The organism is Mycobacterium hubeiense, assembly GCF_002838065.1.
GTDB lineage: Bacteria > Actinomycetota > Actinomycetes > Mycobacteriales > Mycobacteriaceae > Mycobacterium > Mycobacterium hubeiense.
Genome location: NZ_PIZU01000033.1, coordinates 39017 through 58111, shown reverse-complemented (window position 1 = coordinate 58111; position 19095 = coordinate 39017). Strand labels below are relative to the sequence as shown.

Below are 19095 nucleotides of genomic sequence, written 5' to 3'. Positions count from 1 at the left end.
ACTCTGGGTCTTGACCGGCCCCGCTCCTTCAGGAATGACTCTGCGGTGATAAAGGACCGTTCTCGTACTCTTGCGCCCGGTGTGCAGTCTCAACGGGGGGGCCTACTGGCTGGCGGTCTCGCGCTTGGGCAGCTTCCAGCCCGGCCGCGGGAAGTGGCAGGTGTAGCCATTCGGGTAACGCTGCAGGTAGTCCTGGTGCTCCGGCTCGGCCTCCCAGAAGTCGCTTGCCGGAGTCACTTCCGTGACGACCTTGCCCGGCCACAGCCCCGACGCGTCGACGTCGGCGATAGTGTCCAGCGCGATGCGTTTCTGCTCGTCGTCGAGGTAGAAGATCGCCGAGCGGTAGCTGGTGCCGACGTCGTTGCCCTGCCGGTCCTTGGTGGTGGGGTCGTGGATCTGGAAGAAGAACTCCAGCAGCGTACGAAAGTCGGTCTGTGTCGGGTCGTAGATGATCTCGACGGCCTCGGCGTGGCCGGGGTGATTGCGGTAGGTGGCGTTGGCGTTCTCGCCGCCGGTGTAGCCGACGCGGGTGGACACCACGCCGGGCTGCTTGCGGATCAGATCCTGCATACCCCAGAAGCAGCCGCCGGCCAGGATCGCCTTCTTGTACTCGGTCATGACTCCATAGTGCCTGCCGTGGTGATTTCGGCGCGCGCAGTTGCGCTGAGCGCTGAGCGCGACCAGCTGCGCCGAAATCACGGTGGCGAAGCGCCGTCGATAATGGTCGCGCCATCATCCGCATCCGTCCTGACGTGATCCGCACCAACGACGGCCCCGCCAGCCTGCCGTAAATCGCCAGGGTCTACGTGGCGGTGCGCTACCGCCTGCCCATCCCGAACCGTTGGCTAACGTGAAGCTATGCGATGGTTCGGATCAGCTCTGCTCGCGCTCGCCGTGTGGTGCGCGCCGGTGGCGGCGGCGGAGACGACGGTCGCACCGCCGGAGCGGCCGCCGGGCGACCCCGGCGTGGTGTTCGTCGACAACCCGGCGATCGTCGACCCGCGTCCGGTACCCGTCGACTCATGGAGTCGCGTGCCGAACCCCAACGCCGTCGCCGTCCACTTCACCACCGGCACTCCCGAGTGCTACGGCGTGCACGCCACCGTGCAGGAGACGCCTGACACGGTCACCGTGCGCCTTCAGAGTGGTACGCCGCCGGAGGCCGTCGGCCGGATGTGCATCATGATCGCGCTCGACGGAACGCTCGAGGTGCCGCTGGCGAGCCCACTCGGCGATCGCCGCGTGCTCAGCGTCTACTGACGGGCTTGGCCGCGCGCCGATCCGGGTACGCCGCACAGCATGAGGATGCGATGGGTGGTTCTTTTCGTCGGCGTGGTGGCAGCAATCGTCGGAATCGTCGGGCTCTTGGTACCGGTCTCGGTCGGCGAAGAGGGTGTGAGCTGCGGCAGCGCGGCCATGCCCGACTACTCCGAGGCCCGCGCGGCGACCGACTTCGGCGGCGTGAACATCCCTGTGCTCGACGAAGTCCTGGTGAACCCCGACTACGTCGCACTATGCGACGCGGAACTGCGCGATCGGCGGACCTGGACGATCACGCTGACCGCCGTGGGTGCCATCGCGGTCATCGGCGCACTGGTTATGGCGCGGCGGAGCGGGCAAGCAGTGCTCGACAAACGTCGGTAGAACGTGTTCTAGTTCTGGGTGTGACGACCAAGACGTTCACCCGCTCCGAGCTGGCCGAGGCGTTCGCGAACTTCGAGCACACGGTGGCTCGCGCCGCCGAGACCCGCGACTGGGATCCCTGGGTTGAGCAGTACACGCCCGATGTGGTTTACGTCGAGCACGCGGCAGGCACGATGCGGGGCCGCGACGAAGTCCGCGCCTGGATCTGGAAGACGATGGAGAGCTTCCCGGGCAGCTACATGACCTCGTTCCCGTCGCTGTGGACAGTGATCGACGAGCCGACCGGACGGGTCATCTGCGAGCTGGACAACCCGATGCGCGACCCCGGCGACGGCACGGTCATCAGCGCCACCAACATCTCGATCGTCACCTATGCCGGCGACGGGCTGTGGTGCCGGCAAGAAGACATCTACAACCCGTTGCGGTTCGTCGCGGCGGCCATGAAATGGTGCCGCAAGGCCCAGGAACTGGGCACGCTGACCGACGAGGCGGCGAACTGGATGCGTCAGTACGGAGGCAACAAATGAGCCCGAAGCTGGTCATCGGCGCCAATGGCTTCCTTGGTTCGCACGTCACCCGGCAGTTGGTGGCCGACGGCCACGATGTGCGGGTGATGGTGCGGCCGACGGCGAACACCATCGGCATCGACGATCTGGACGTCACCCGGTTCCACGGCGACATCTTCGATGACGACACGTTGCGCGAGGCGATGGACGGCTGCGACGACGTGTACTACTGCGTCGTCGACACCCGCGGCTGGCTGCGCGACCCGTCGCCGCTGTTCCGCACCAACGTCGACGGCACGCGAAACGTCGTGGACATCGCGAAAGATGCTGGGCTGCATCGCTTTGTCTACACGAGCAGCTATGCGACGGTCGGTCGGCGACGTGGCCACCGCGCCTCCGAGGAGGACATCATCCGCGACCGCGGTCTGACGCCGTACGTGCGTTCGCGGGTGCAGGCCGAGGAGCTGGTGCTGCGGTATGCGCGCGAACACGGCCTGCCCGCGGTGGCGATGTGCGTGTCGACCACCTACGGCAGCGGCGACTGGGGTCGCACACCGCACGGTGAGATCATCGCGGGCGCCGCGTTCGGCAAGCTGCCGTTCGTGATGAAGGGCATCGAGCTGGAAGCCGTCGGGGTGACCGATGCAGCGCGGGCGCTCATCCTCGCCGCCGAGAAGGGTCGCGTCGGTGAGCGGTACCTGATTTCGGAGAAGATGATCAGCAACGCCGAGGTGGCCCGCATTGCCGCGGAGGCCGCCGGGGTGGCGCCGCCGACAAAGTCGATACCGCTTCCGGTGACCTATGTGCTGGCCACCCTCGGGACGATCAAGGGGCGGCTGCGGGGCACTGATGAGCGGCTGTCGCTGGCGTCGCTGCGGCTGATGCGCGCCGAGGCGCCGGTCGATTGCAGCAAGGCGGCGCGCGAATTGGGTTGGCAGCCAAGGCCAGTGGAGGAGTCGATCCGCGAGGCGGCGCAATTCTGGGTGCAATTGCGGGAAGCCCGGCGCAAGGCCAAAGCCGCTGGCTGAACGCCACGCCGACCGTCGTTCAGCCGGTACGCGTGGCGACCCCAACGGGACTAGCGTCGGTGACGTGACCGAGAAACTGCGCGTCGATCTCAGCGGTGCACCGCAGACCATGCTCGCGACGTTCTACGCCAAGGCGCTCGATGCCGACCTGGATAACCCTATCCTCGGCGACCGGTGGGCCAAGGAGATCGTCGACCGCATTGACTACGACTGGTCGACGACTGCGATCACGCCGGGTAACTCACCGTCGGTCACGACTCGTAGTGCGCACTTCGCCAGCGTGCCGTGGTATTACCGAGCGACGCTCAAGGGCATGATGCTGACGCCGTCGCTGCGCTACATGGCCCAGTACCACCGCTACGCATACTGAATACATGCGTCGATTCGCGATCCTCGTCGTGATGCTGCTGTGCTGGCAGCTGGCCTTGACTGGCGCGGGAGACAGTGCGCACCGACAACTGCGGCCGGCCGCCGAACGACGCCGCGTCGCGGATCATCGCCATCGTCGTCGAGGTGACACCCCTTTAGTTCACGGCCGCTCTACGCGGCGAGGTCCACGTCCGGCAGCTACATCACCGTCCTGCGCCTCAGCGCCCCGCGCACACCGAGCACCGGCTGCCGTCGACCACCGAGGTTGAACTCGGGACACCACGGCGAGTGGCCCTGCTTGTCACGCCAGACGATCTGCATGGCCCGCAGGTCGGTGCCGTACAACTTGGCGGCCAGACCCATGTGCGCATCGGGCTGTGCGACTTCGACGAACTCGGCGAACCAGTCGTTGGGCAGCGTCATGGTGTCGCCCGGTTTCGGGACTTTTTCGCGAACCATGTACTCGGCCACCGTGTTCAGCAGTCTCGCCGCCCACTTGGGCGAAAGGCCGGTGACAAGTAACTCCGGCAGGCCGGCCTGGCACAGCCCGATGGTGTATGTGAACGGGACCCGGTCGTCTTCGACGTGCTGCACCGCCCAGCCGTGCTCGCGCACCACCCGACGCAGGACGTCGTGGTAATCCTCCCGGGTCGCGTCGGGGTGATCGCATTGCCAGCACATTCCGTGCTCCTTCCGTTGGTACTTCCGCCACCATGCACCCGGGGTACGACAAGTCCTGACAGAATCTGGCGGTGCCTGTGAATGGTCGGGTGTCGCATTGGTTCGACGGGTTACCGCAGTCTCGACCGCCGCTGCCGGGTGACCGCGACGCCGACGTGTGCATCGTCGGCGCCGGCTACACCGGGCTATGGACGGCGTACTACCTCAAGCGCGCCGACCCGTCGCTGCGTATCGCCATCCTCGAGGCCCGCTTCGCCGGCTTCGGTGCGTCCGGCCGCAACGGAGGCTGGCTGTCCGGCCTCGTGCCTGGCGACCGCAACCGGATGGCCGCGCTCTACGGGCGTGACTCCGTGCTGGCCTGGCAGCGCACGCTCAACGACGCAGTCGACGAGGTCATCGACGTCACCGAGCGGGAAGGTATCGACGCCGGCATCGTGAAAGGCGGGACATTGCACGTCGCCCGCAATCCCGCTCAGGCCGCCCGGCTGGCCGCGGAGATCGAGGAGGAACGGCGTTGGCACGTCGACGTTGTCCCCTTGATGAAAGACGAAGCGGGCGAACGGATCCGGCTCAGTGGCGTGGTTTCGGCCTATCACAATCCACACTGCGCGCGGGTACAGCCGGCTCAGCTGGCGCGCGGCCTGGCCGATGTAGTAGGGCGGCTCGGTGTCGACCTCTACGAACAGTCACCGGTCACCGACCTCCAGCCGGGTCGCGCGACGACGCCGCTCGGCACCGTTCGTGCGCCAATCGTGTTGCGCGCCACCGAGGGATTCACCGCCGCGCTGCCGGGCCTGCGACGCCAATGGTTGCCGATGAACAGCTCGATGATCGCCACCGAGCCGATTGCCGACGACATCTGGGACTCCATCGGGTGGCACGGCCGCGAAACCCTGGGCGACACCGCGCACGGCTTCTTCTATGCCCAACGCACCGTCGACAATCGCATCGCGATCGGCGGCCGCAGCGTGCCGTACCGCTACGCGTCGCGCACCGACATCGACGGACGCGTGCCCGAGCGCACCATCAAGCACCTCACCGCGACGCTGCACGCGGTGCTGCCACAAGTCCGCGATGTGCCGATCGCACACGGGTGGTGCGGTGTGCTCGCGGTGCCCCGCGACTGGGAGGCCAGCGTGGTGCTGGACCGGGCGACGGGCCTGGGCTGGGCCGGCGGATACGTCGGCCACGGCGTCACCGCCGCCAATCTCGCCGGTCGGACACTGGCCGACCTGGTGTGTGGCCGTCGAACCCCATTGACCGAGCTGCCCTGGGTGGGCCATCGCTCACGCAACTGGGAGCCGGAGCCGTTGCGCTGGCTGGGCGTTCGCGGTCTCTACCTCGCCTACAAGCTTGCCGACCGACATGAGGCACGGGGGCGGGCGAGCACCTCGCCGATCGCGAAGCTGGCCGACCGGATCGCCCGCAAGCCCTGATTCCGATCGCGAAATTGCGTTCCGGCAGACGAAGTGCGAGTAGGGGCCTGCCTGTAAGCAATCTCGCGACGGGCTAAGCGCTTTCCGCCTTCTCCTTGAGCCGCTGCAGCGTCAGCCGGATGTGCTCGGCGTTGGCGGCGGTGCGATCGCGCACGCCCGTCGCCAGGCCGGCGACCTTCTTGAACCATCCCGGCCGACGGTCCCACGTCGCCTCGGTCACGGTGCAGCCGCCGTCGGTGGGCGTGATGTCGTAGCGCCAGTGCGCGACGGGCAACATCATCGACTTCACGTCGAAGGCGAATCTGCGCCCGGGTTCGGCGTCGGTGACCGTGCACACCGTGGTCCAGGTGCGCGAGCCGTTGCGGTTGTGGCCCTTGAACACCGCGCCCGGCTGGGCCGCATCGCCCTTCTGCCACTCCATCGCGTGGGCTTCCTCGGCGAGCGACGCCAATGTCGGCAGGTCGGTGATCATGCGGTAGACGGTGCCGGGGTCGGCGGCGATCGTCACGTCGGCTTGGGCGGTGGCGGGGGCAGTCATGTGAGGAACAATAGTGGTCGTCGTCACGTTGGAGGTCAGCATGACCGACCGCCCCGTCCTACAGCCCACCGCCGAGCATCCGATCACCGTCGAGCCGACCGGCAGACACGTGACGGTAAAGGTCGGCGATGACGTCATCGCCGAGAGCGACAATGCCCTGACGCTGCAGGAGTCCACCTACCCCGCAGTGCAATACATCCCGATGCGTGACGTAGACAACGCGCGGCTGACCCGCAGCGACACCACCACCTACTGCCCGTTCAAGGGCGAGGCCGGCTACTACCACGTCGTCACATCCGATGGCCGCACCGTCAAGGATGCGATCTGGACCTACGAGCAGCCCTATCCCGCGGTCGCTGCCATCGCCGGACACGTCGCGTTCTATCCGGACAAGGCGGACATCGCCGTAACCTGATGCGGTGCATGCGCAGGCCAGTGTGGTCTTCGACGGGCCGGCCAGCCCGTCGCTGACCCTGTCGCCGTTGCGCCGCGGCCGCGGCGATCCGTGCTACCACGTCGCGCCCGACGGCGCGATCTGGCGCACCAGCCTGATGAGCAGCGGGCCCGTCACCGCCCGCATCACCCGGTCGGCTCCCGACACCGTTGACTGCGAGGCGTGGGGAAGCGGCGCAACGGAATTCGCCGAAGCGCTGCCGGCGCTGCTCGGCGCCGACGATGACCGTTCGGGCTTCGTGCCCTACGAGCCGACCATCGCCGCCGCCCATCAGCGGGTGCCGCATCTGCGGCTGGGCCGCACCGGCCGGGTGCTCGAAGCGCTCGTCCCGGCGGTGCTCGAACAACGGGTGTCGGGCATGGATGCGCGACGGGCCTGGCGTCATCTGGTGACGCGCTACGGGGCGCCCGCACCGGGCCCGGCGCCGACTCACATGCGGGTTCCGCCGTCGGCCGACGTGTGGCGGCGAATCCCGTCGTGGGAGTTTCACCGGGCCAACGTCGATCCTGGCCGCGCCCGCACCGTCGTCGGCTGTGCGCAGCGCGCGGACGCTCTGGAGAGGCTGGCGACCCGCACGCCCGAAGACGCCCGGGCCGCAATGACGTCGCTGCCCGGCGTGGGGGAATGGACCGCGGCTGAGACCGCTCAGCGGGCTTTCGGCGACGCCGACGCGCTCTCGGTCGGCGACTACCACCTGGCCAAGGTGATCGGGTGGAGCCTGCTGGGACGGCCGATCGACGACGCGGCAATGGTGGAGCTGCTGGAACCGCTGCGCCCGCATCGCCACCGCGCGGTGCGGCTGCTCGAAGTCAGCGGTCTGGCGCGCAATCCCCGATTCGGCGCCCGGCAAGCCATTCCCAATCTGCGCGCGCTCTGAGTGATTACCGACGGTCCTGCCCGGGTAACCGTGCGGGCGGGACCGATCATGCGAAGGAGCTATTTATGACCGAATTCACTATCCCGGGGCTTTCGGAGAAGGAGGGCGCGGAGGTCGCCGACCTGCTGCAGAAGCAGCTCAGCACGTACAACGACCTGCATCTGACGCTCAAGCACATCCACTGGAATGTGGTGGGGCCCAACTTCATCGGCGTCCACGAGATGATTGATCCGCAGGTCGAATTGGTGCGTAAGTTCGCCGACGAGGCCGCCGAGCGGATCGCCACCCTGGGCAAGTCGCCGCAGGGTACGCCCGGCGCGATCATCAAGGACCGCACCTGGGACGACTACTCCGTCGGCCGCGACAACGTGCAGGCGCACTTGGCCGCGTTGGATCTGGTGTACAACGGCGTGATCGAGGACACCCGCAAGGCCATACACCGTATCTCTGAACTCGACCCGGTGACCGAGAACATCCTCGAGGAGCACGCCGCCGAGCTGGAGAAGTTCCAGTGGTTCGTGCGGGCGCACCTCGAGAACGCCGGTGGGAAGCTGGCCCACGAGGGCAAGTCCACCGAACGCAGCGCTGCGAGCACGGCACGCCGCAAGGCCGGCGCGGGGACCAAGTCCTAGTCGGCCCGACCCTCCTCCAGCGCGTCGTCACGCACCGGGTGTTCGGCCAGTTCTTCGTGCCGGCCGAACAGATACGGGTAGGCGATGCCGGCGATCACTGCGCCGATGAGCGGTGCCAGCCAGAACACGAGCTGTTTACGTCTTCCCGCGGGGAAGGGCAGCGTCGCGGTTGAGGCGCTGGGCCCGATAGATCGTCACATCTGTGCGGGAGACAAGCAGGGAGGCGATGCCGACTGCGACCATCGCGCACGGTACGACGGAGAACGAGCCCGTCATCTCGACCACCATGATCATTACGGCCAGCGGCGCGTGCGCGACACTGCCGAAGCACGCCATCATCCCCACCACGACGAACACCGCGGGACCGTCCGGTAGCCCTGGCATCCCGATGTCGTGGGCCAGCCGCCAGATCGCCGCGCCGACAAAGGCGCCGATGACTACGCCGGGGCCGAAGATGCCGCCCGAACCGCCGGTGCCGATGGACAGCGACGTCGCGACGATCTTGGCGATCGGCAAAATGAGCACGATCCACAGCGGGATCGCCATCAGATCCTCGGTGGAGGCCGCCTTCTGCGCCCACCCGTAGCCGCTCGCCAGCACCTGCGGAATCACCAGTGCCAGCAGCCCGACCAATAAACCCCCGACGGCCGGCTTCAGTACCTTGTGGCCGGGCAGTCGTGCGGTCAACGCGACGGTGCCGTAGAACGTCTGCGCATAGAGCAGGCCCACGCCCGCGGCCACGATGCCCAGCACGACGTACCAAATCAGTTGCAGCGGATGGTCGAACCGGAAATCCGCGGCGAGAAAGCCAAATAGCGGGTCGAATCCCAGGATCGACCCGAACACCGAATACGCGGTGGCCGAAGTGATGAATCCCGGCACCAGCGCTTTGTAGTCGAAGTCCTCGCGGTAGACAATCGACGCGGCCAGCACCGCGCCGCCCAGCGGCGCCCCGAAGATCGCACCGATGCCCGACCCGATGCCCAGCGACACTGCGAGCCGGCCGTCCTCGTCGGAGAGGTCGAGCCGGCGCGTCAGCAGCGATCCGAAACCCGCCGAGATCTGGGCCGCCGGCCCCTCACGACCGCCGGAGCCGCCCGAGCCGATGGTCAGTGCGCTTGCAACGGTTTTCACCACGATCGCCCGCGTGCGGATGGACCGCGGGTCGGTGTGCACCGCCTCGATCGCGCTGTCGGTGCCGTGACCTTCCGCCTCGGGTGCGAACTTGGCGACAAGCCACGCGGATACCAGCGCACCGCCGAACGCCACCAACGGGATCGCCCACGGCCGATCGAACCCTGCTGAGCCCGGATCTCCGCCGTCGCCAACAGGTTTGGGGATGTGGTAGCCGGCGAGATAGCCCAGTAGAAACTGGCCGGCGTAGTCGAGCGCCAGGTAGAAGAGCACCGCGCCCAATCCCGCGATGACACCGATCGAGATGCCCAGGATCAGCCACTTACGCAGGTATCCGGAACGACGGATGAAGCCGCCCGGCCCGCCCCGCTCGTCGGCTGCCTCGGGCATGCTGCGAATGCTATCTGGAATATGCGGTCAGCCGGGCGATGATCGCCACTTCTCCGTCGTCGCCGACGGCCCGCGCCTCGCCCACCCCGCTGCTGCGGCCGACGCGTAAAGCGGTTCCCTCGTAACGGGATTCGGTGCCGCCCTGGAACGGGCGCAGGAAGTTGACGCGCAGCGATGCGGTGTGCAGCGGATCGGCACGCCCATCGTTGACTGCCGCCGACGCCACCAACTCGAGCGCGGCGGACGACACGCCACCGTGCACGATGCCGATCAAGTTGTTGAGCACCGGATCGGGCAGCTGCTGCAAAACCATTGCGGAACCGCCGCTTTCGGCGACGCGCACCGCCAACTTCTCGGCGAGGCCGGCGGGCGGGGCAGCGGCTGACGGAGCGGGACGCCATTCGGCGATGTCCTCCGGCGCGCGGACGTAGAACGACCTCACGGTTGCCGTCGCGACCAGCTCACCGCCGTGGGTGAGTTCACACAGTCCTAGCGCGGCGGCGCCTCTGGTGCCGAACGGTCGGCCCGTCGCGACCACGGGGATCTGCGGCGCGGCCGCGATCAGCGCCGTGGCGTCCGGGGTCAACTCCAGCGCCAGTTCGCTGGACACGGTCCACTCGCCGGGCTCGCGGCGGTAGTGGTTGACCAGGCCGCCGACATGGTCGACCAGCATCGCCATCGGCGCGATCGTGGGCGCGCCGGTCAAGGGGTTGACCAGCCCGCCGACCGGGATCGACGCCACGCATCGGCGCGGATTCTCGTCGAGTGTCTCGACACCTAATCGGCCCAACGGGGTATTCGGCGGGTATGACATCGCGACCCAGCCTGGCGTCCACGGGAGGTGGTTATATACCCCCAGGGGGTATATAGTGACCGGTATGACCCACACCGACCACCTCCAGCACGCGGAGCACGATCAGCACGCGCGACGCGGCGAACATGAGGGCCACGGCGGCCATGGCGATCACGTCGCCCAGTTCCGTCGCCTGTTCTGGGTGATGCTCGTGCTGGCCGTTCCGACGGTCGCGCTGTCGGGGATGTTCGCGATGATCCTCGGCTACCCATTGCCTGACTTCCCCGGCGCCCGATGGGTCTCGCCCGTATTGGGCACGGTGATGTACCTGTGGGGCGGCCGGCCGTTCCTATCCGGCGCCGTCAGCGAAATCCGTTCGCGCGCACCGGGGATGATGCTGCTGATCGGCCTGGCCATCACGGTCGCCTTCATCTCCTCATGGGGTGCGAGCGTGGGCGTGCTGGATCACCAACTGGACTTCTGGTGGGAGCTGGCGCTGCTGATCGTGATCATGCTGCTGGGCCACTGGATCGAGATGCGCTCCCTGGCGCAAACCACGTCGGCGCTGGACTCGCTGGCCGCGCTGCTGCCCGACGAGGCCGAGCGGGTCACCGACGGCGGCACCGAAACGGTCGCCCCGGCCGATCTGCGGGTCGGCGACGTCGTGATCGTGCGCCCGGGCGCCAGCGCGCCCGCCGACGGGCAGATCGTCGACGGCACCGCCGAGATGGACGAATCGATGGTGACCGGCGAATCCCGACCGGTCCGGCGCGGGATCGGTGACGACGTCGTCGCCGGCACCGTCGCCACCGACTCCGGCCTGCGCGTGGAGGTGACCGCAGTGGGCGACGACACCGCCCTGGCCGGCATCCAGCGCCTGGTCACCGAGGCGCAGAACTCGTCGTCGCGCGCGCAGCGCATCGCCGATGTCGCCGCCGGCTGGCTGTTCTGGTTCGCGCTGGGCGCGGCCGTCGTCACCGCGGTGGTGTGGAGCTTCCTCGGTCTGCCCCAGGAAGCCGTGGTGCGGACCATCACGGTGCTGGTGATCGCGTGCCCGCACGCGCTTGGCCTGGCCATCCCGCTGGTGGTGTCCATCGCCACCGAACGCGCGGCCCGCGGCGGGGTCCTGGTCAAGGACCGGCTGGCGCTGGAGAGCATGCGCACCGTCGACGCCGTGTTGTTCGACAAGACCGGCACGCTGACCAAGGGCGAACCGACCGTGACGGCCGTCGCCACCACCGGGCGACCCGCGGATGAGGTGCTCGCCCTGGCGGCAGCCGCCGAGTCCGACTCCGAGCATCCGCTGGCCCGCGCCATCGTCGACGCCGCGCGGCGCCGCAAGGTGACGGTGCTGTCGTCCTCGGACTTCAGCTCGTCGCCCGCCGTGGGAGTGACCGCCACGGTCGACGGCCACATCATCCGCGTCGGCGGGCCCCGGTTGCTTCAGGAGGCCGGTGCGCCTGAGCTGCCGGACGCCAAACCCTGGCGCGAGGAGGGCGCCATCATCCTGCACGTGCTGGTCGACGATGCGGTGGTGGGCGCACTGGCGCTTGCCGACGAGGTGCGGCCGGAGTCCCAGCAAGCCGTCGACGCACTGCACAAGCTCGGCATCGAGGTGGTGATGATCACCGGCGACGCGGAGGCGGTGGCCGAATCCGTCGCGGCCCAGCTCGGCGTCGACCGGGTGTTCGCCGGGGTGCGGCCGGAGGACAAGGCCGCCAAGGTGACGTCACTGCAGGCGGAGGGCCGCAAGGTGGCGATGGTCGGTGACGGCGTGAACGACGCCCCCGCGCTGGCGCAGGCCGACGTCGGGATTGCCATCGGCGCGGGCACCGACGTTGCGATCGCGTCGGCCGGCGTCATCCTGGCCAGCTCGGATCCGCGGTCGGTGCTCTCGGTGATTCAACTGTCGCGCGAGTCCTACCGCAAGATGAAGCAAAACCTTTGGTGGGCAGCGGGATACAACTTGATTTCGGTGCCGCTGGCGGCGGGCGTGCTGGCGCCGATCGGCTTTGTCATGCCGATGTCGGTGGGCGCGATCTTGATGTCGCTCTCGACGGTCGTGGTCGCGCTGAACGCCCAGTTGCTGCGACGGCTGGATCTGCGTCCGGAGGCGAGCGTCGCGGCCATTCTCTAAGAATCTGACTAAGCTTTGCGCAAAGCTGCTATGAGCCGATTACCAGCACAAAGACGGTAGAGACGCATATCACAGCAAACTTGATTAGAGTCTTGGCAACAGACGCCATGTGCCGTGCACCCGACGCCCCGGCCCGGCCCGGCCTTGAAAAGGCAACGGCGGCAACGGTATCCGCTTCAGCGGGCGCGCGCCGACGGCAGCCGGCACGTCGCGCCCGGCGAGTATAGTTAGGTTCGACTAAGTTGGCATGTCAGGCGGTGTTTGTCATATCGTTTTCTCCACTTGCGGCGAGTGGCATAGGGCCGTCGTTCAGTGCTGCACGAAGGCACCCCCACCGCCAAGTCGGCTAACGCTCAAAAGGGCCGTCAATCGACGGTTGCATGCAGAAGCTCTGAGAAGGCGTGCGGAAAAAGGTAGGTGGGAATGACGCCCCGTAAACAAGGGCTGTACAACCCCGCGTTCGAGCACGACGCGTGCGGCGTGGCGATGGTGGCTGATATGCACGGCCGTCGCAGCCGCGACATCGTCGACAAGGCGATCACCGCCTTGGTGAACCTGGAGCACCGCGGTGCCCAGGGCGCCGAACCGCACACCGGCGACGGCGCAGGCATCCTGCTGCAGGTTCCCGACGCGTTCCTTCGGTCGGTCGTCGAGTTCGAGCTGCCGCCGGAGGGCAGCTACGCCACCGGCATGGCGTTTCTGCCGCAGTCGTCCAAGGACGCCGCGCAGGCCTGCGAAGCGGTGGAGAAGATCGCCGAGGCCGAGGGCCTGCAGGTGCTCGGCTGGCGCGAAGTGCCCACCGATGACTCGTCGCTGGGCGCGCTGGCCCGCGATGCGATGCCGACATTCCGCCAGGTCTTCATGGGCGGCGCCTCCGGCATGGACCTGGAGCGCCGCGCCTACGTGGTGCGCAAGCGCGCCGAACACGAACTGGGCACCAAGGGACCCGGCCAGGACGGCCCCGGTCGCGAAACCGTTTACTTCCCAAGCCTTTCCGGCAAGACCTTCGTCTACAAGGGCATGCTCACCACGCCGCAGCTCAAGGCGTTCTACCTCGACCTGCAGGACGAGCGGCTGACCAGCGCGCTGGGCATCGTGCACTCGCGTTTCTCGACCAACACCTTCCCGTCGTGGCCGCTGGCCCATCCGTTCCGCCGGATCGCCCATAACGGTGAGATCAACACCGTCACCGGCAACGAGAACTGGATGCGCGCCCGCGAGGCGTTGATCAAAACCGACGTGTTCGGCCCCAACGGCTTGGAGAAGATCTCCCCGATCTGCACCCCGGGCGCGTCGGACACCGCGCGCTTCGACGAGGTGCTCGAGCTTCTGCACCTCGGCGGGCGCAGCCTGCCGCACGCCGTGCTGATGATGATCCCCGAGGCCTGGGAGCGCCACGAGTCGATGGACCCGGCCCGGCGGGCTTTTTATCAGTACCACGCGTCGCTGATGGAGCCCTGGGACGGCCCGGCGTCGATGACGTTCACCGACGGCACGGTGATCGGCGCGGTGCTCGACCGCAACGGCCTTCGCCCGTCGCGCATCTGGGTGACCAAGGACGGCCTGGTGGTGATGGCATCGGAGGCCGGTGTGCTCAACCTCGACCCGTCCACCGTCGTCAAGAAGATGCGGCTGCAGCCCGGCCGCATGTTCCTGGTCGACACCGCGCAGGGCCGCATCGTCGACGACGAGGAGATCAAGGCCGAGCTGGCCGCCGAGCACCCGTACCAGGAGTGGCTGGAGGCGGGCCTGTTCCACCTCGACGAGCTGCCGCCGGGCGATTACGTGCGCATGCCGCATCACCGGGTCGTGCTGCGCCAGCAGGCGTTCGGCTACACCTACGAGGAGCTCAACCTGCTGGTCGCGCCGATGGCGCGCACCGGCGTCGAGCCGATCGGCTCGATGGGCACCGACACCCCGGTCGCCGTGCTCTCGCAGCGGCCGCGGATGCTCTACGACTACTTCCAGCAGTTGTTCGCCCAGGTGACCAACCCGCCGCTGGACGCCATCCGCGAAGAGGTGGTGACCAGCCTGCAGGGCACCGTCGGCCCGGAGGGCGACCTGCTGAACCCGACGCCGGATTCATGTCGCCAGATCGTGTTGCCGCAGCCGATCCTGCGCAATGCCGAGCTGTCCAAGCTCATCTGCGTCGACCCCGATCATGAGGTCCGCGGCCACAAGCACGGGATGCGGGCCGCCGTGATCCGTTGCCTGTACCCGGTGAACCGGGGCGGCCAGGGTCTGAAAGAGGCGCTCGACAACGTCCGCGCCAATGTGTCGGAGGCGATTCGCGACGGTGCGCGCATCATCGTGCTCTCCGACCGGGAATCCAACGAGACGATGGCGCCGATCCCGTCGCTGCTGTCCGTTTCGGCGGTGCACCACCATCTGGTCCGCGAACGCACCCGCACCAAGGTCGGCCTGGTCGTCGAATCCGGCGACGCCCGCGAGGTGCACCACATGGCCTGCCTGGTCGGCTTCGGCGCGGCGGCCATCAACCCCTACATGGCGTTCGAGTCGATCGAGGACATGGTCGACCGTGGCGTGATCACCGGGATGACCAGCGACCAGGCCAAGGCCAATTACGTCAAGGCCGCTGGCAAGGGTGTGCTGAAAGTGATGTCCAAGATGGGCATCTCGACGCTGGCCTCCTACACCGGCGCACAGCTCTTCCAGGCTGTCGGGGTGTCGCAGCAGCTGCTCGACGAGTACTTCACCGGCCTGACCTGTGCCACTGGCGGAATCGATCTCGACGACATCGCCGCCGACGTCGCCGCCCGGCACGAGCTGGCCTACCTGGATCGGCCCGACGAGTGGGCGCACCGCGAACTCGAGGTCGGCGGTGAGTACCAGTGGCGCCGCGAGGGCGAATACCACCTGTTCAACCCGGACACGGTGTTCAAGCTGCAGCACTCCACCCGCACCGGGCAGTACTCGATTTTCAAGGAGTACACCAAGCTCGTCGACGACCAGAGCGAGCGGATGGCCTCGCTGCGTGGGCTATTGAAGTTCAAGGAGGGCGTGCGCCCGCCGGTGCCGCTCGAGGAAGTCGAGCCGGCCAGTGAGATCGTCAAACGGTTCTCCACCGGCGCGATGAGCTACGGCTCGATCTCCGCCGAAGCGCACGAGACGCTGGCCATCGCGATGAACCGACTTGGCGGCCGGTCGAATTCGGGTGAGGGCGGCGAGCACGTCAGCCGCTTCGAGCGCGACGAGAACGGTGACTGGCGGCGCAGCGCGATCAAACAGGTGGCGTCGGCCCGGTTCGGTGTCACCAGCCATTACCTGACCAACTGCACCGACATCCAGATCAAGATGGCCCAGGGCGCGAAACCCGGTGAGGGCGGCCAGCTTCCGGGCAACAAGGTGTACCCGTGGGTGGCCGAGGTGCGCCATTCCACTCCGGGTGTGGGCCTGATTTCGCCTCCGCCGCACCACGACATCTACTCGATCGAGGATCTGGCACAGCTGATCCACGACCTGAAGAACGCCAATCCGCAGGCCCGCGTGCACGTCAAGCTGGTCTCTGAGATCGGGGTCGGCACCGTCGCCGCCGGGGTGTCCAAAGCGCACGCCGACGTCGTGCTGATCTCCGGCCATGACGGCGGCACCGGCGCCACGCCGTTGACGTCGCAGAAGCACGCCGGCGCACCGTGGGAGCTGGGCCTGGCCGAGACGCAGCAGACGCTTCTGCTCAACGGGTTACGCGACCGCATCGTGGTGCAGGTCGACGGTCAGCTCAAGACCGGTCGCGACGTGGTGATCGCGGCGCTGCTGGGCGCCGAGGAGTTCGGATTTGCCACCGCTCCGTTGGTGGTGTCGGGCTGCATCATGATGCGGGTCTGCCACCTCGACACCTGCCCGGTGGGGGTGGCCACCCAGAACCCGGTGCTGCGTGAGCGCTTTACGGGCAAGCCGGAATTCGTCGAGAACTTCTTCATGTTCATCGCCGAGGAAGTCCGGGAAATGATGGCGCAGTTGGGCTTCCGCACCGTCAACGAGATGGTCGGCCAGGTCGGCGCGCTGGACACCACCAAGGCCGCCGAGCACTGGAAGGCCTACAAGCTGGACCTGTCGCCGGTGCTGCACGAGCCCGAGTCGGCGTTCATGAACCAGGACCTGTACTGCAGCTCCAGCCAGGACCACGGCTTGGACAAGGCGCTCGACCAACAGCTGATCGTGATGTGTCGCGAGGCCCTGGATTCGGGGACGCCCGTGCGTTTCTCGACGACCATCGCGAACACCAACCGCACCGTCGGCACCATGCTCGGCCACGAGGTGACCAAAGCCTATGGTGGCCAAGGGTTGCCGGACGGCACCATCGACATCACGTTCGACGGCTCGGCGGGCAACAGCTTGGGCGCCTTCCTGCCGCGGGGTATCACACTGCGGGTGTACGGCGACGCCAACGACTATGTGGGCAAGGGCTTGTCGGGTGGTCGCATCGTGGTGCGCCCGTCGGATAACGCGCCGGCCGACTTCGTCGCCGAGGAAAACATCATCGCGGGCAACGTGATCCTGTTCGGCGCGACCAGCGGGCAGATGTTCCTGCGCGGTGTGGTCGGCGAGCGCTTCGCGGTGCGTAACTCCGGTGCGCACGCTGTTGTGGAGGGCGTCGGCGACCACGGCTGCGAGTACATGACCGGCGGCAAGGTGGTCATCCTGGGAGCCACCGGCCGCAACTTCGCGGCGGGCATGTCCGGTGGCGTGGCCTATGTCTACGACCCCGCGGGCACGTTCCCGCAGAACCTGAACGCCGAGATGGTGGACCTGGATGCGCTCGACGACGAGGACGTCGAGTGGCTGCGGGGCATGATCCAGGCCCATGTCGATGCCACGGATTCGGCTGTGGGACAACGCGTCCTCGCCGACTGGGAGAATGAGCTGAAGAATTTCGTGAAGGTGATGCCGCGCGACTTCAAGCGGGTGTTGCAGGCGATCGCCCAGGCCAAAGTAACGGGCGAGGACGTCGACAAAGCGATCATGGCGGCTGCCAGTGCCTGATCCCAGCGGCTTCCTCAAGTACACCCAACGCGAGACCCCGCAACGGCGGCCGGTCCCGCTGCGGCTGCGCGACTGGAAAGAGGTCTACGAAGACTTCTCCCACGACAAGCTGCAACAGCAGGCCACCCGCTGCATGGATTGCGGGATCCCGTTCTGCCACAACGGCTGCCCGCTCGGGAACCTGATTCCCGAGTGGAACGATCTGGTGCGCACCGACCGTTGGCGCGACGCGATCGAGCGGCTGCACGCCACCAACAACTTCCCGGAATTCACCGGGCGGCTGTGCCCGGCGCCGTGTGAAGGGTCGTGTGTGCTGGGCATCAACCAGGATCCGGTCACGATCAAGCAGATCGAGGTCGAGATCATCGACAACGCCTTCGACAAAGGCTGGGTGGTGCCGCTGCCGCCGAACGTGCGGACCGGCAAGACCGTCGCCGTCGTCGGGTCCGGCCCCGCCGGCCTGGCCGCCGCGCAGCAGCTCACCCGCGCCGGGCACTCGGTGACGGTGTTCGAGCGCGACGACCGCATCGGCGGTCTCCTGCGTTACGGCATCCCGGAATTCAAGATGGAGAAGCGCCACATCGACCGTCGGCTGGAGCAGATGGTCGCCGAGGGCACCGAGTTCCGGCCCGGCGTGAACGTCGGCGTCGACATCACCGCTTCGGAGTTGCGGAGCCAGTTCGACGCGGTGGTTCTCGCGGGCGGCGCGACGGCGTGGCGCGACTTGCCGATCCCCGGTCGCGAGCTGGACGGCATCCATCAGGCGATGGAGTTCCTGCCGTGGGCCAACCGGGTACAGCAGGGCGATCCGGTGGTCGACGAGGAAGGCCTGCCGCCCATCCATGCGAAGGGCAAGAAGGTCATCATCATCGGCGGCGGCGACACCGGCGCCGACTGCCTGGGCACCGTGCACCGCCAGGGTGCCGTCAGCGTGCACCAGTTCGAGATCATGCCGCGACCGCCGGACACCCGCGCGGAATCCACGCCGTGGCCCGTCTACCCGTTGATGTTCCGGGTGTCCTCGGCGCACGAGGAGGGCGGCGAGCGGGTGTACTCCGTCAACACCGAGGAGTTCCTCGGGCGCGACGGGCATGTCGTCGGCCTGCGCGGGCACGAAGTGCGCATGGAGAACGGCAAATTCGTCAAGGTCGAGGGCACCGACTTCGAGATGGACGCGGACCTGGTGCTGCTGGCGATGGGCTTTGTCGGGCCGGAGCGGGAGGGTCTGCTGACCGATCTCGGTGTGGAGTTCACCGACCGCGGGAACGTCGCGCGCGATGACAACTTCGCGACCTCGGTGCCCGGCGTATACGTCGCCGGCGACATGGGCCGGGGTCAGTCGCTGATCGTGTGGGCGATCGCGGAGGGCCGGGCCGCGGCGTCGGCCGTCGACCGGTATCTGATGGGTCGGACGGCGCTTCCGGCGCCGATCAAACCCACCGCGGTGCCGCAGCGGTAGGGGCGTTCATCAA

General features: G+C 67.6%; 17 protein-coding genes and 1 pseudogene. 12 read left to right on the top strand and 6 right to left on the bottom strand.

All coding sequences use genetic code 11. The features are described from left to right. Positions 1-102 precede the first annotated feature (102 nt). The gene (gene msrA, locus CWS39_RS21560; protein WP_102144955.1) at positions 103-618 is read right to left on the bottom strand and encodes a peptide-methionine (S)-S-oxide reductase MsrA; all 516 of its coding nucleotides are present in this window, start codon (positions 616-618) and stop codon (positions 103-105) included. A 240-nt stretch (positions 619-858) separates the two neighbouring features. Here msrA and CWS39_RS21555 point away from each other — a divergent pair, with 240 nt between their 5' ends. The 5 genes and pseudogenes from CWS39_RS21555 to CWS39_RS21535 all read left to right on the top strand — a co-directional run. Further along, on the top strand, positions 859-1260 hold the full coding sequence (locus CWS39_RS21555; RefSeq protein WP_102144945.1) for a hypothetical protein: 402 nt from the start codon (positions 859-861) through the stop codon (positions 1258-1260). A gap of 39 nt (positions 1261-1299) precedes the next feature. Then, entirely contained in the window at positions 1300-1644 is a 345-nt protein-coding gene (locus tag CWS39_RS21550; RefSeq protein ID WP_102144944.1) for a hypothetical protein, read from the top strand. Between the two features lie 20 nt (positions 1645-1664). Continuing rightward, a complete protein-coding gene (locus tag CWS39_RS21545) occupies positions 1665-2171 on the top strand; it encodes a nuclear transport factor 2 family protein (RefSeq protein ID WP_102144943.1) in 507 nt (168 codons plus the stop codon). Further along, positions 2168-3178 (top strand): NAD-dependent epimerase/dehydratase family protein, encoded by a 1011-nt coding sequence (locus CWS39_RS21540; RefSeq protein WP_102144942.1) that lies wholly within the window; start codon positions 2168-2170, stop codon positions 3176-3178. Before CWS39_RS21545 ends, CWS39_RS21540 begins: the two co-directional genes overlap by 4 nt. A 76-nt stretch (positions 3179-3254) precedes the next feature. Beyond that, positions 3255-3452, top strand: a pseudogene (locus tag CWS39_RS21535) (class I SAM-dependent methyltransferase); the annotation flags it as partial. 293 nt (positions 3453-3745) lie between these two features. Here CWS39_RS21535 and CWS39_RS21530 read toward each other — a convergent pair. Further along, positions 3746-4228 (bottom strand): DUF4262 domain-containing protein, encoded by a 483-nt coding sequence (locus CWS39_RS21530; RefSeq protein ID WP_102144941.1) that lies wholly within the window; start codon positions 4226-4228, stop codon positions 3746-3748. A gap of 71 nt (positions 4229-4299) precedes the next feature. On the opposite strand from CWS39_RS21530, the gene CWS39_RS21525 reads away from it, so the two are divergent. After that, the gene (locus CWS39_RS21525; RefSeq protein WP_431306164.1) at positions 4300-5664 is read left to right on the top strand and encodes an NAD(P)/FAD-dependent oxidoreductase; all 1365 of its coding nucleotides are present in this window, start codon (positions 4300-4302) and stop codon (positions 5662-5664) included. Positions 5665-5737: 73 nt separating this feature from the next. Here the strand turns inward: CWS39_RS21525 and CWS39_RS21520 are convergent, their stop codons facing one another. After that, positions 5738-6202, bottom strand: a complete 465-nt coding sequence (locus CWS39_RS21520) for an SRPBCC family protein (protein ID WP_102144939.1) — start codon at positions 6200-6202, stop codon at positions 5738-5740. Between the two features lie 40 nt (positions 6203-6242). Between CWS39_RS21520 and CWS39_RS21515 the strand changes: the two genes are divergently transcribed. The 3 genes from CWS39_RS21515 (at position 6243) to CWS39_RS21505 (ending at position 8165) form a co-directional block, all read left to right on the top strand. Beyond that, positions 6243-6617 carry a DUF427 domain-containing protein gene (locus CWS39_RS21515; protein ID WP_102144954.1) on the top strand — a complete coding sequence of 125 codons (375 nt, stop codon included), beginning with the start codon at positions 6243-6245 and terminating at the stop codon, positions 6615-6617. A gap of 4 nt (positions 6618-6621) precedes the next feature. Next, on the top strand, positions 6622-7533 hold the full coding sequence (locus tag CWS39_RS21510; RefSeq protein WP_102144938.1) for a DNA-3-methyladenine glycosylase family protein: 912 nt from the start codon (positions 6622-6624) through the stop codon (positions 7531-7533). A gap of 65 nt (positions 7534-7598) precedes the next feature. After that, positions 7599-8165 carry a Dps family protein gene (locus CWS39_RS21505; RefSeq protein ID WP_102144937.1) on the top strand — a complete coding sequence of 189 codons (567 nt, stop codon included), beginning with the start codon at positions 7599-7601 and terminating at the stop codon, positions 8163-8165. Here CWS39_RS21505 and CWS39_RS21500 read toward each other — a convergent pair. Genes CWS39_RS21500 through CWS39_RS21490 form a run of 3 tightly spaced genes read right to left on the bottom strand, consistent with a single transcriptional unit; the run spans position 8162 to position 10503 of the window. Beyond that, complete coding sequence (locus tag CWS39_RS21500) at positions 8162-8293, bottom strand: hypothetical protein (protein WP_431306163.1); 132 nt, start codon at positions 8291-8293, stop codon at positions 8162-8164. The genes CWS39_RS21505 and CWS39_RS21500 overlap by 4 nt on opposite strands. Before the next feature lie 7 nt (positions 8294-8300). Further along, positions 8301-9689 carry a chloride channel protein gene (locus CWS39_RS21495; protein ID WP_102144936.1) on the bottom strand — a complete coding sequence of 463 codons (1389 nt, stop codon included), beginning with the start codon at positions 9687-9689 and terminating at the stop codon, positions 8301-8303. Positions 9690-9699: 10 nt separating this feature from the next. Next, a complete protein-coding gene (locus CWS39_RS21490) occupies positions 9700-10503 on the bottom strand; it encodes a PaaI family thioesterase (RefSeq protein ID WP_102144953.1) in 804 nt (267 codons plus the stop codon). Between the two features lie 64 nt (positions 10504-10567). On the opposite strand from CWS39_RS21490, the gene CWS39_RS21485 reads away from it, so the two are divergent. The 3 genes from CWS39_RS21485 (at position 10568) to CWS39_RS21475 (ending at position 19082) form a co-directional block, all read left to right on the top strand. Then, entirely contained in the window at positions 10568-12619 is a 2052-nt protein-coding gene (locus CWS39_RS21485) for a heavy metal translocating P-type ATPase (protein ID WP_199178239.1), read from the top strand. Positions 12620-13042: 423 nt separating this feature from the next. Then, the gene (gene gltB, locus CWS39_RS21480) at positions 13043-17623 is read left to right on the top strand and encodes a glutamate synthase large subunit (protein ID WP_102144935.1); all 4581 of its coding nucleotides are present in this window, start codon (positions 13043-13045) and stop codon (positions 17621-17623) included. Next, the gene (locus CWS39_RS21475) at positions 17616-19082 is read left to right on the top strand and encodes a glutamate synthase subunit beta (protein WP_102144934.1); all 1467 of its coding nucleotides are present in this window, start codon (positions 17616-17618) and stop codon (positions 19080-19082) included. Before gltB ends, CWS39_RS21475 begins: the two co-directional genes overlap by 8 nt. Positions 19083-19095 lie beyond the last annotated feature (13 nt).

Coding starts and splice junctions, on each gene's coding strand:
- CWS39_RS21550 (WP_102144944.1), top strand. CDS start 1,300: ATGAGGATGCGATGGGTGGTTCTTTTCGTCGGCGTGGTGGCAGCAATC.
- CWS39_RS21495 (WP_102144936.1), bottom strand. CDS start 9,689: ATGCCCGAGGCAGCCGACGAGCGGGGCGGGCCGGGCGGCTTCATCCGT.
- CWS39_RS21490 (WP_102144953.1), bottom strand. CDS start 10,503: ATGTCATACCCGCCGAATACCCCGTTGGGCCGATTAGGTGTCGAGACA.
- CWS39_RS21515 (WP_102144954.1), top strand. CDS start 6,243: ATGACCGACCGCCCCGTCCTACAGCCCACCGCCGAGCATCCGATCACC.
- CWS39_RS21540 (WP_102144942.1), top strand. CDS start 2,168: ATGAGCCCGAAGCTGGTCATCGGCGCCAATGGCTTCCTTGGTTCGCAC.
- CWS39_RS21555 (WP_102144945.1), top strand. CDS start 859: ATGCGATGGTTCGGATCAGCTCTGCTCGCGCTCGCCGTGTGGTGCGCG.
- CWS39_RS21530 (WP_102144941.1), bottom strand. CDS start 4,228: ATGTGCTGGCAATGCGATCACCCCGACGCGACCCGGGAGGATTACCAC.
- CWS39_RS21505 (WP_102144937.1), top strand. CDS start 7,599: ATGACCGAATTCACTATCCCGGGGCTTTCGGAGAAGGAGGGCGCGGAG.
- CWS39_RS21485 (WP_199178239.1), top strand. CDS start 10,568: ATGACCCACACCGACCACCTCCAGCACGCGGAGCACGATCAGCACGCG.
- gltB (WP_102144935.1), top strand. CDS start 13,043: ATGACGCCCCGTAAACAAGGGCTGTACAACCCCGCGTTCGAGCACGAC.
- CWS39_RS21520 (WP_102144939.1), bottom strand. CDS start 6,202: ATGACTGCCCCCGCCACCGCCCAAGCCGACGTGACGATCGCCGCCGAC.
- msrA (WP_102144955.1), bottom strand. CDS start 618: ATGACCGAGTACAAGAAGGCGATCCTGGCCGGCGGCTGCTTCTGGGGT.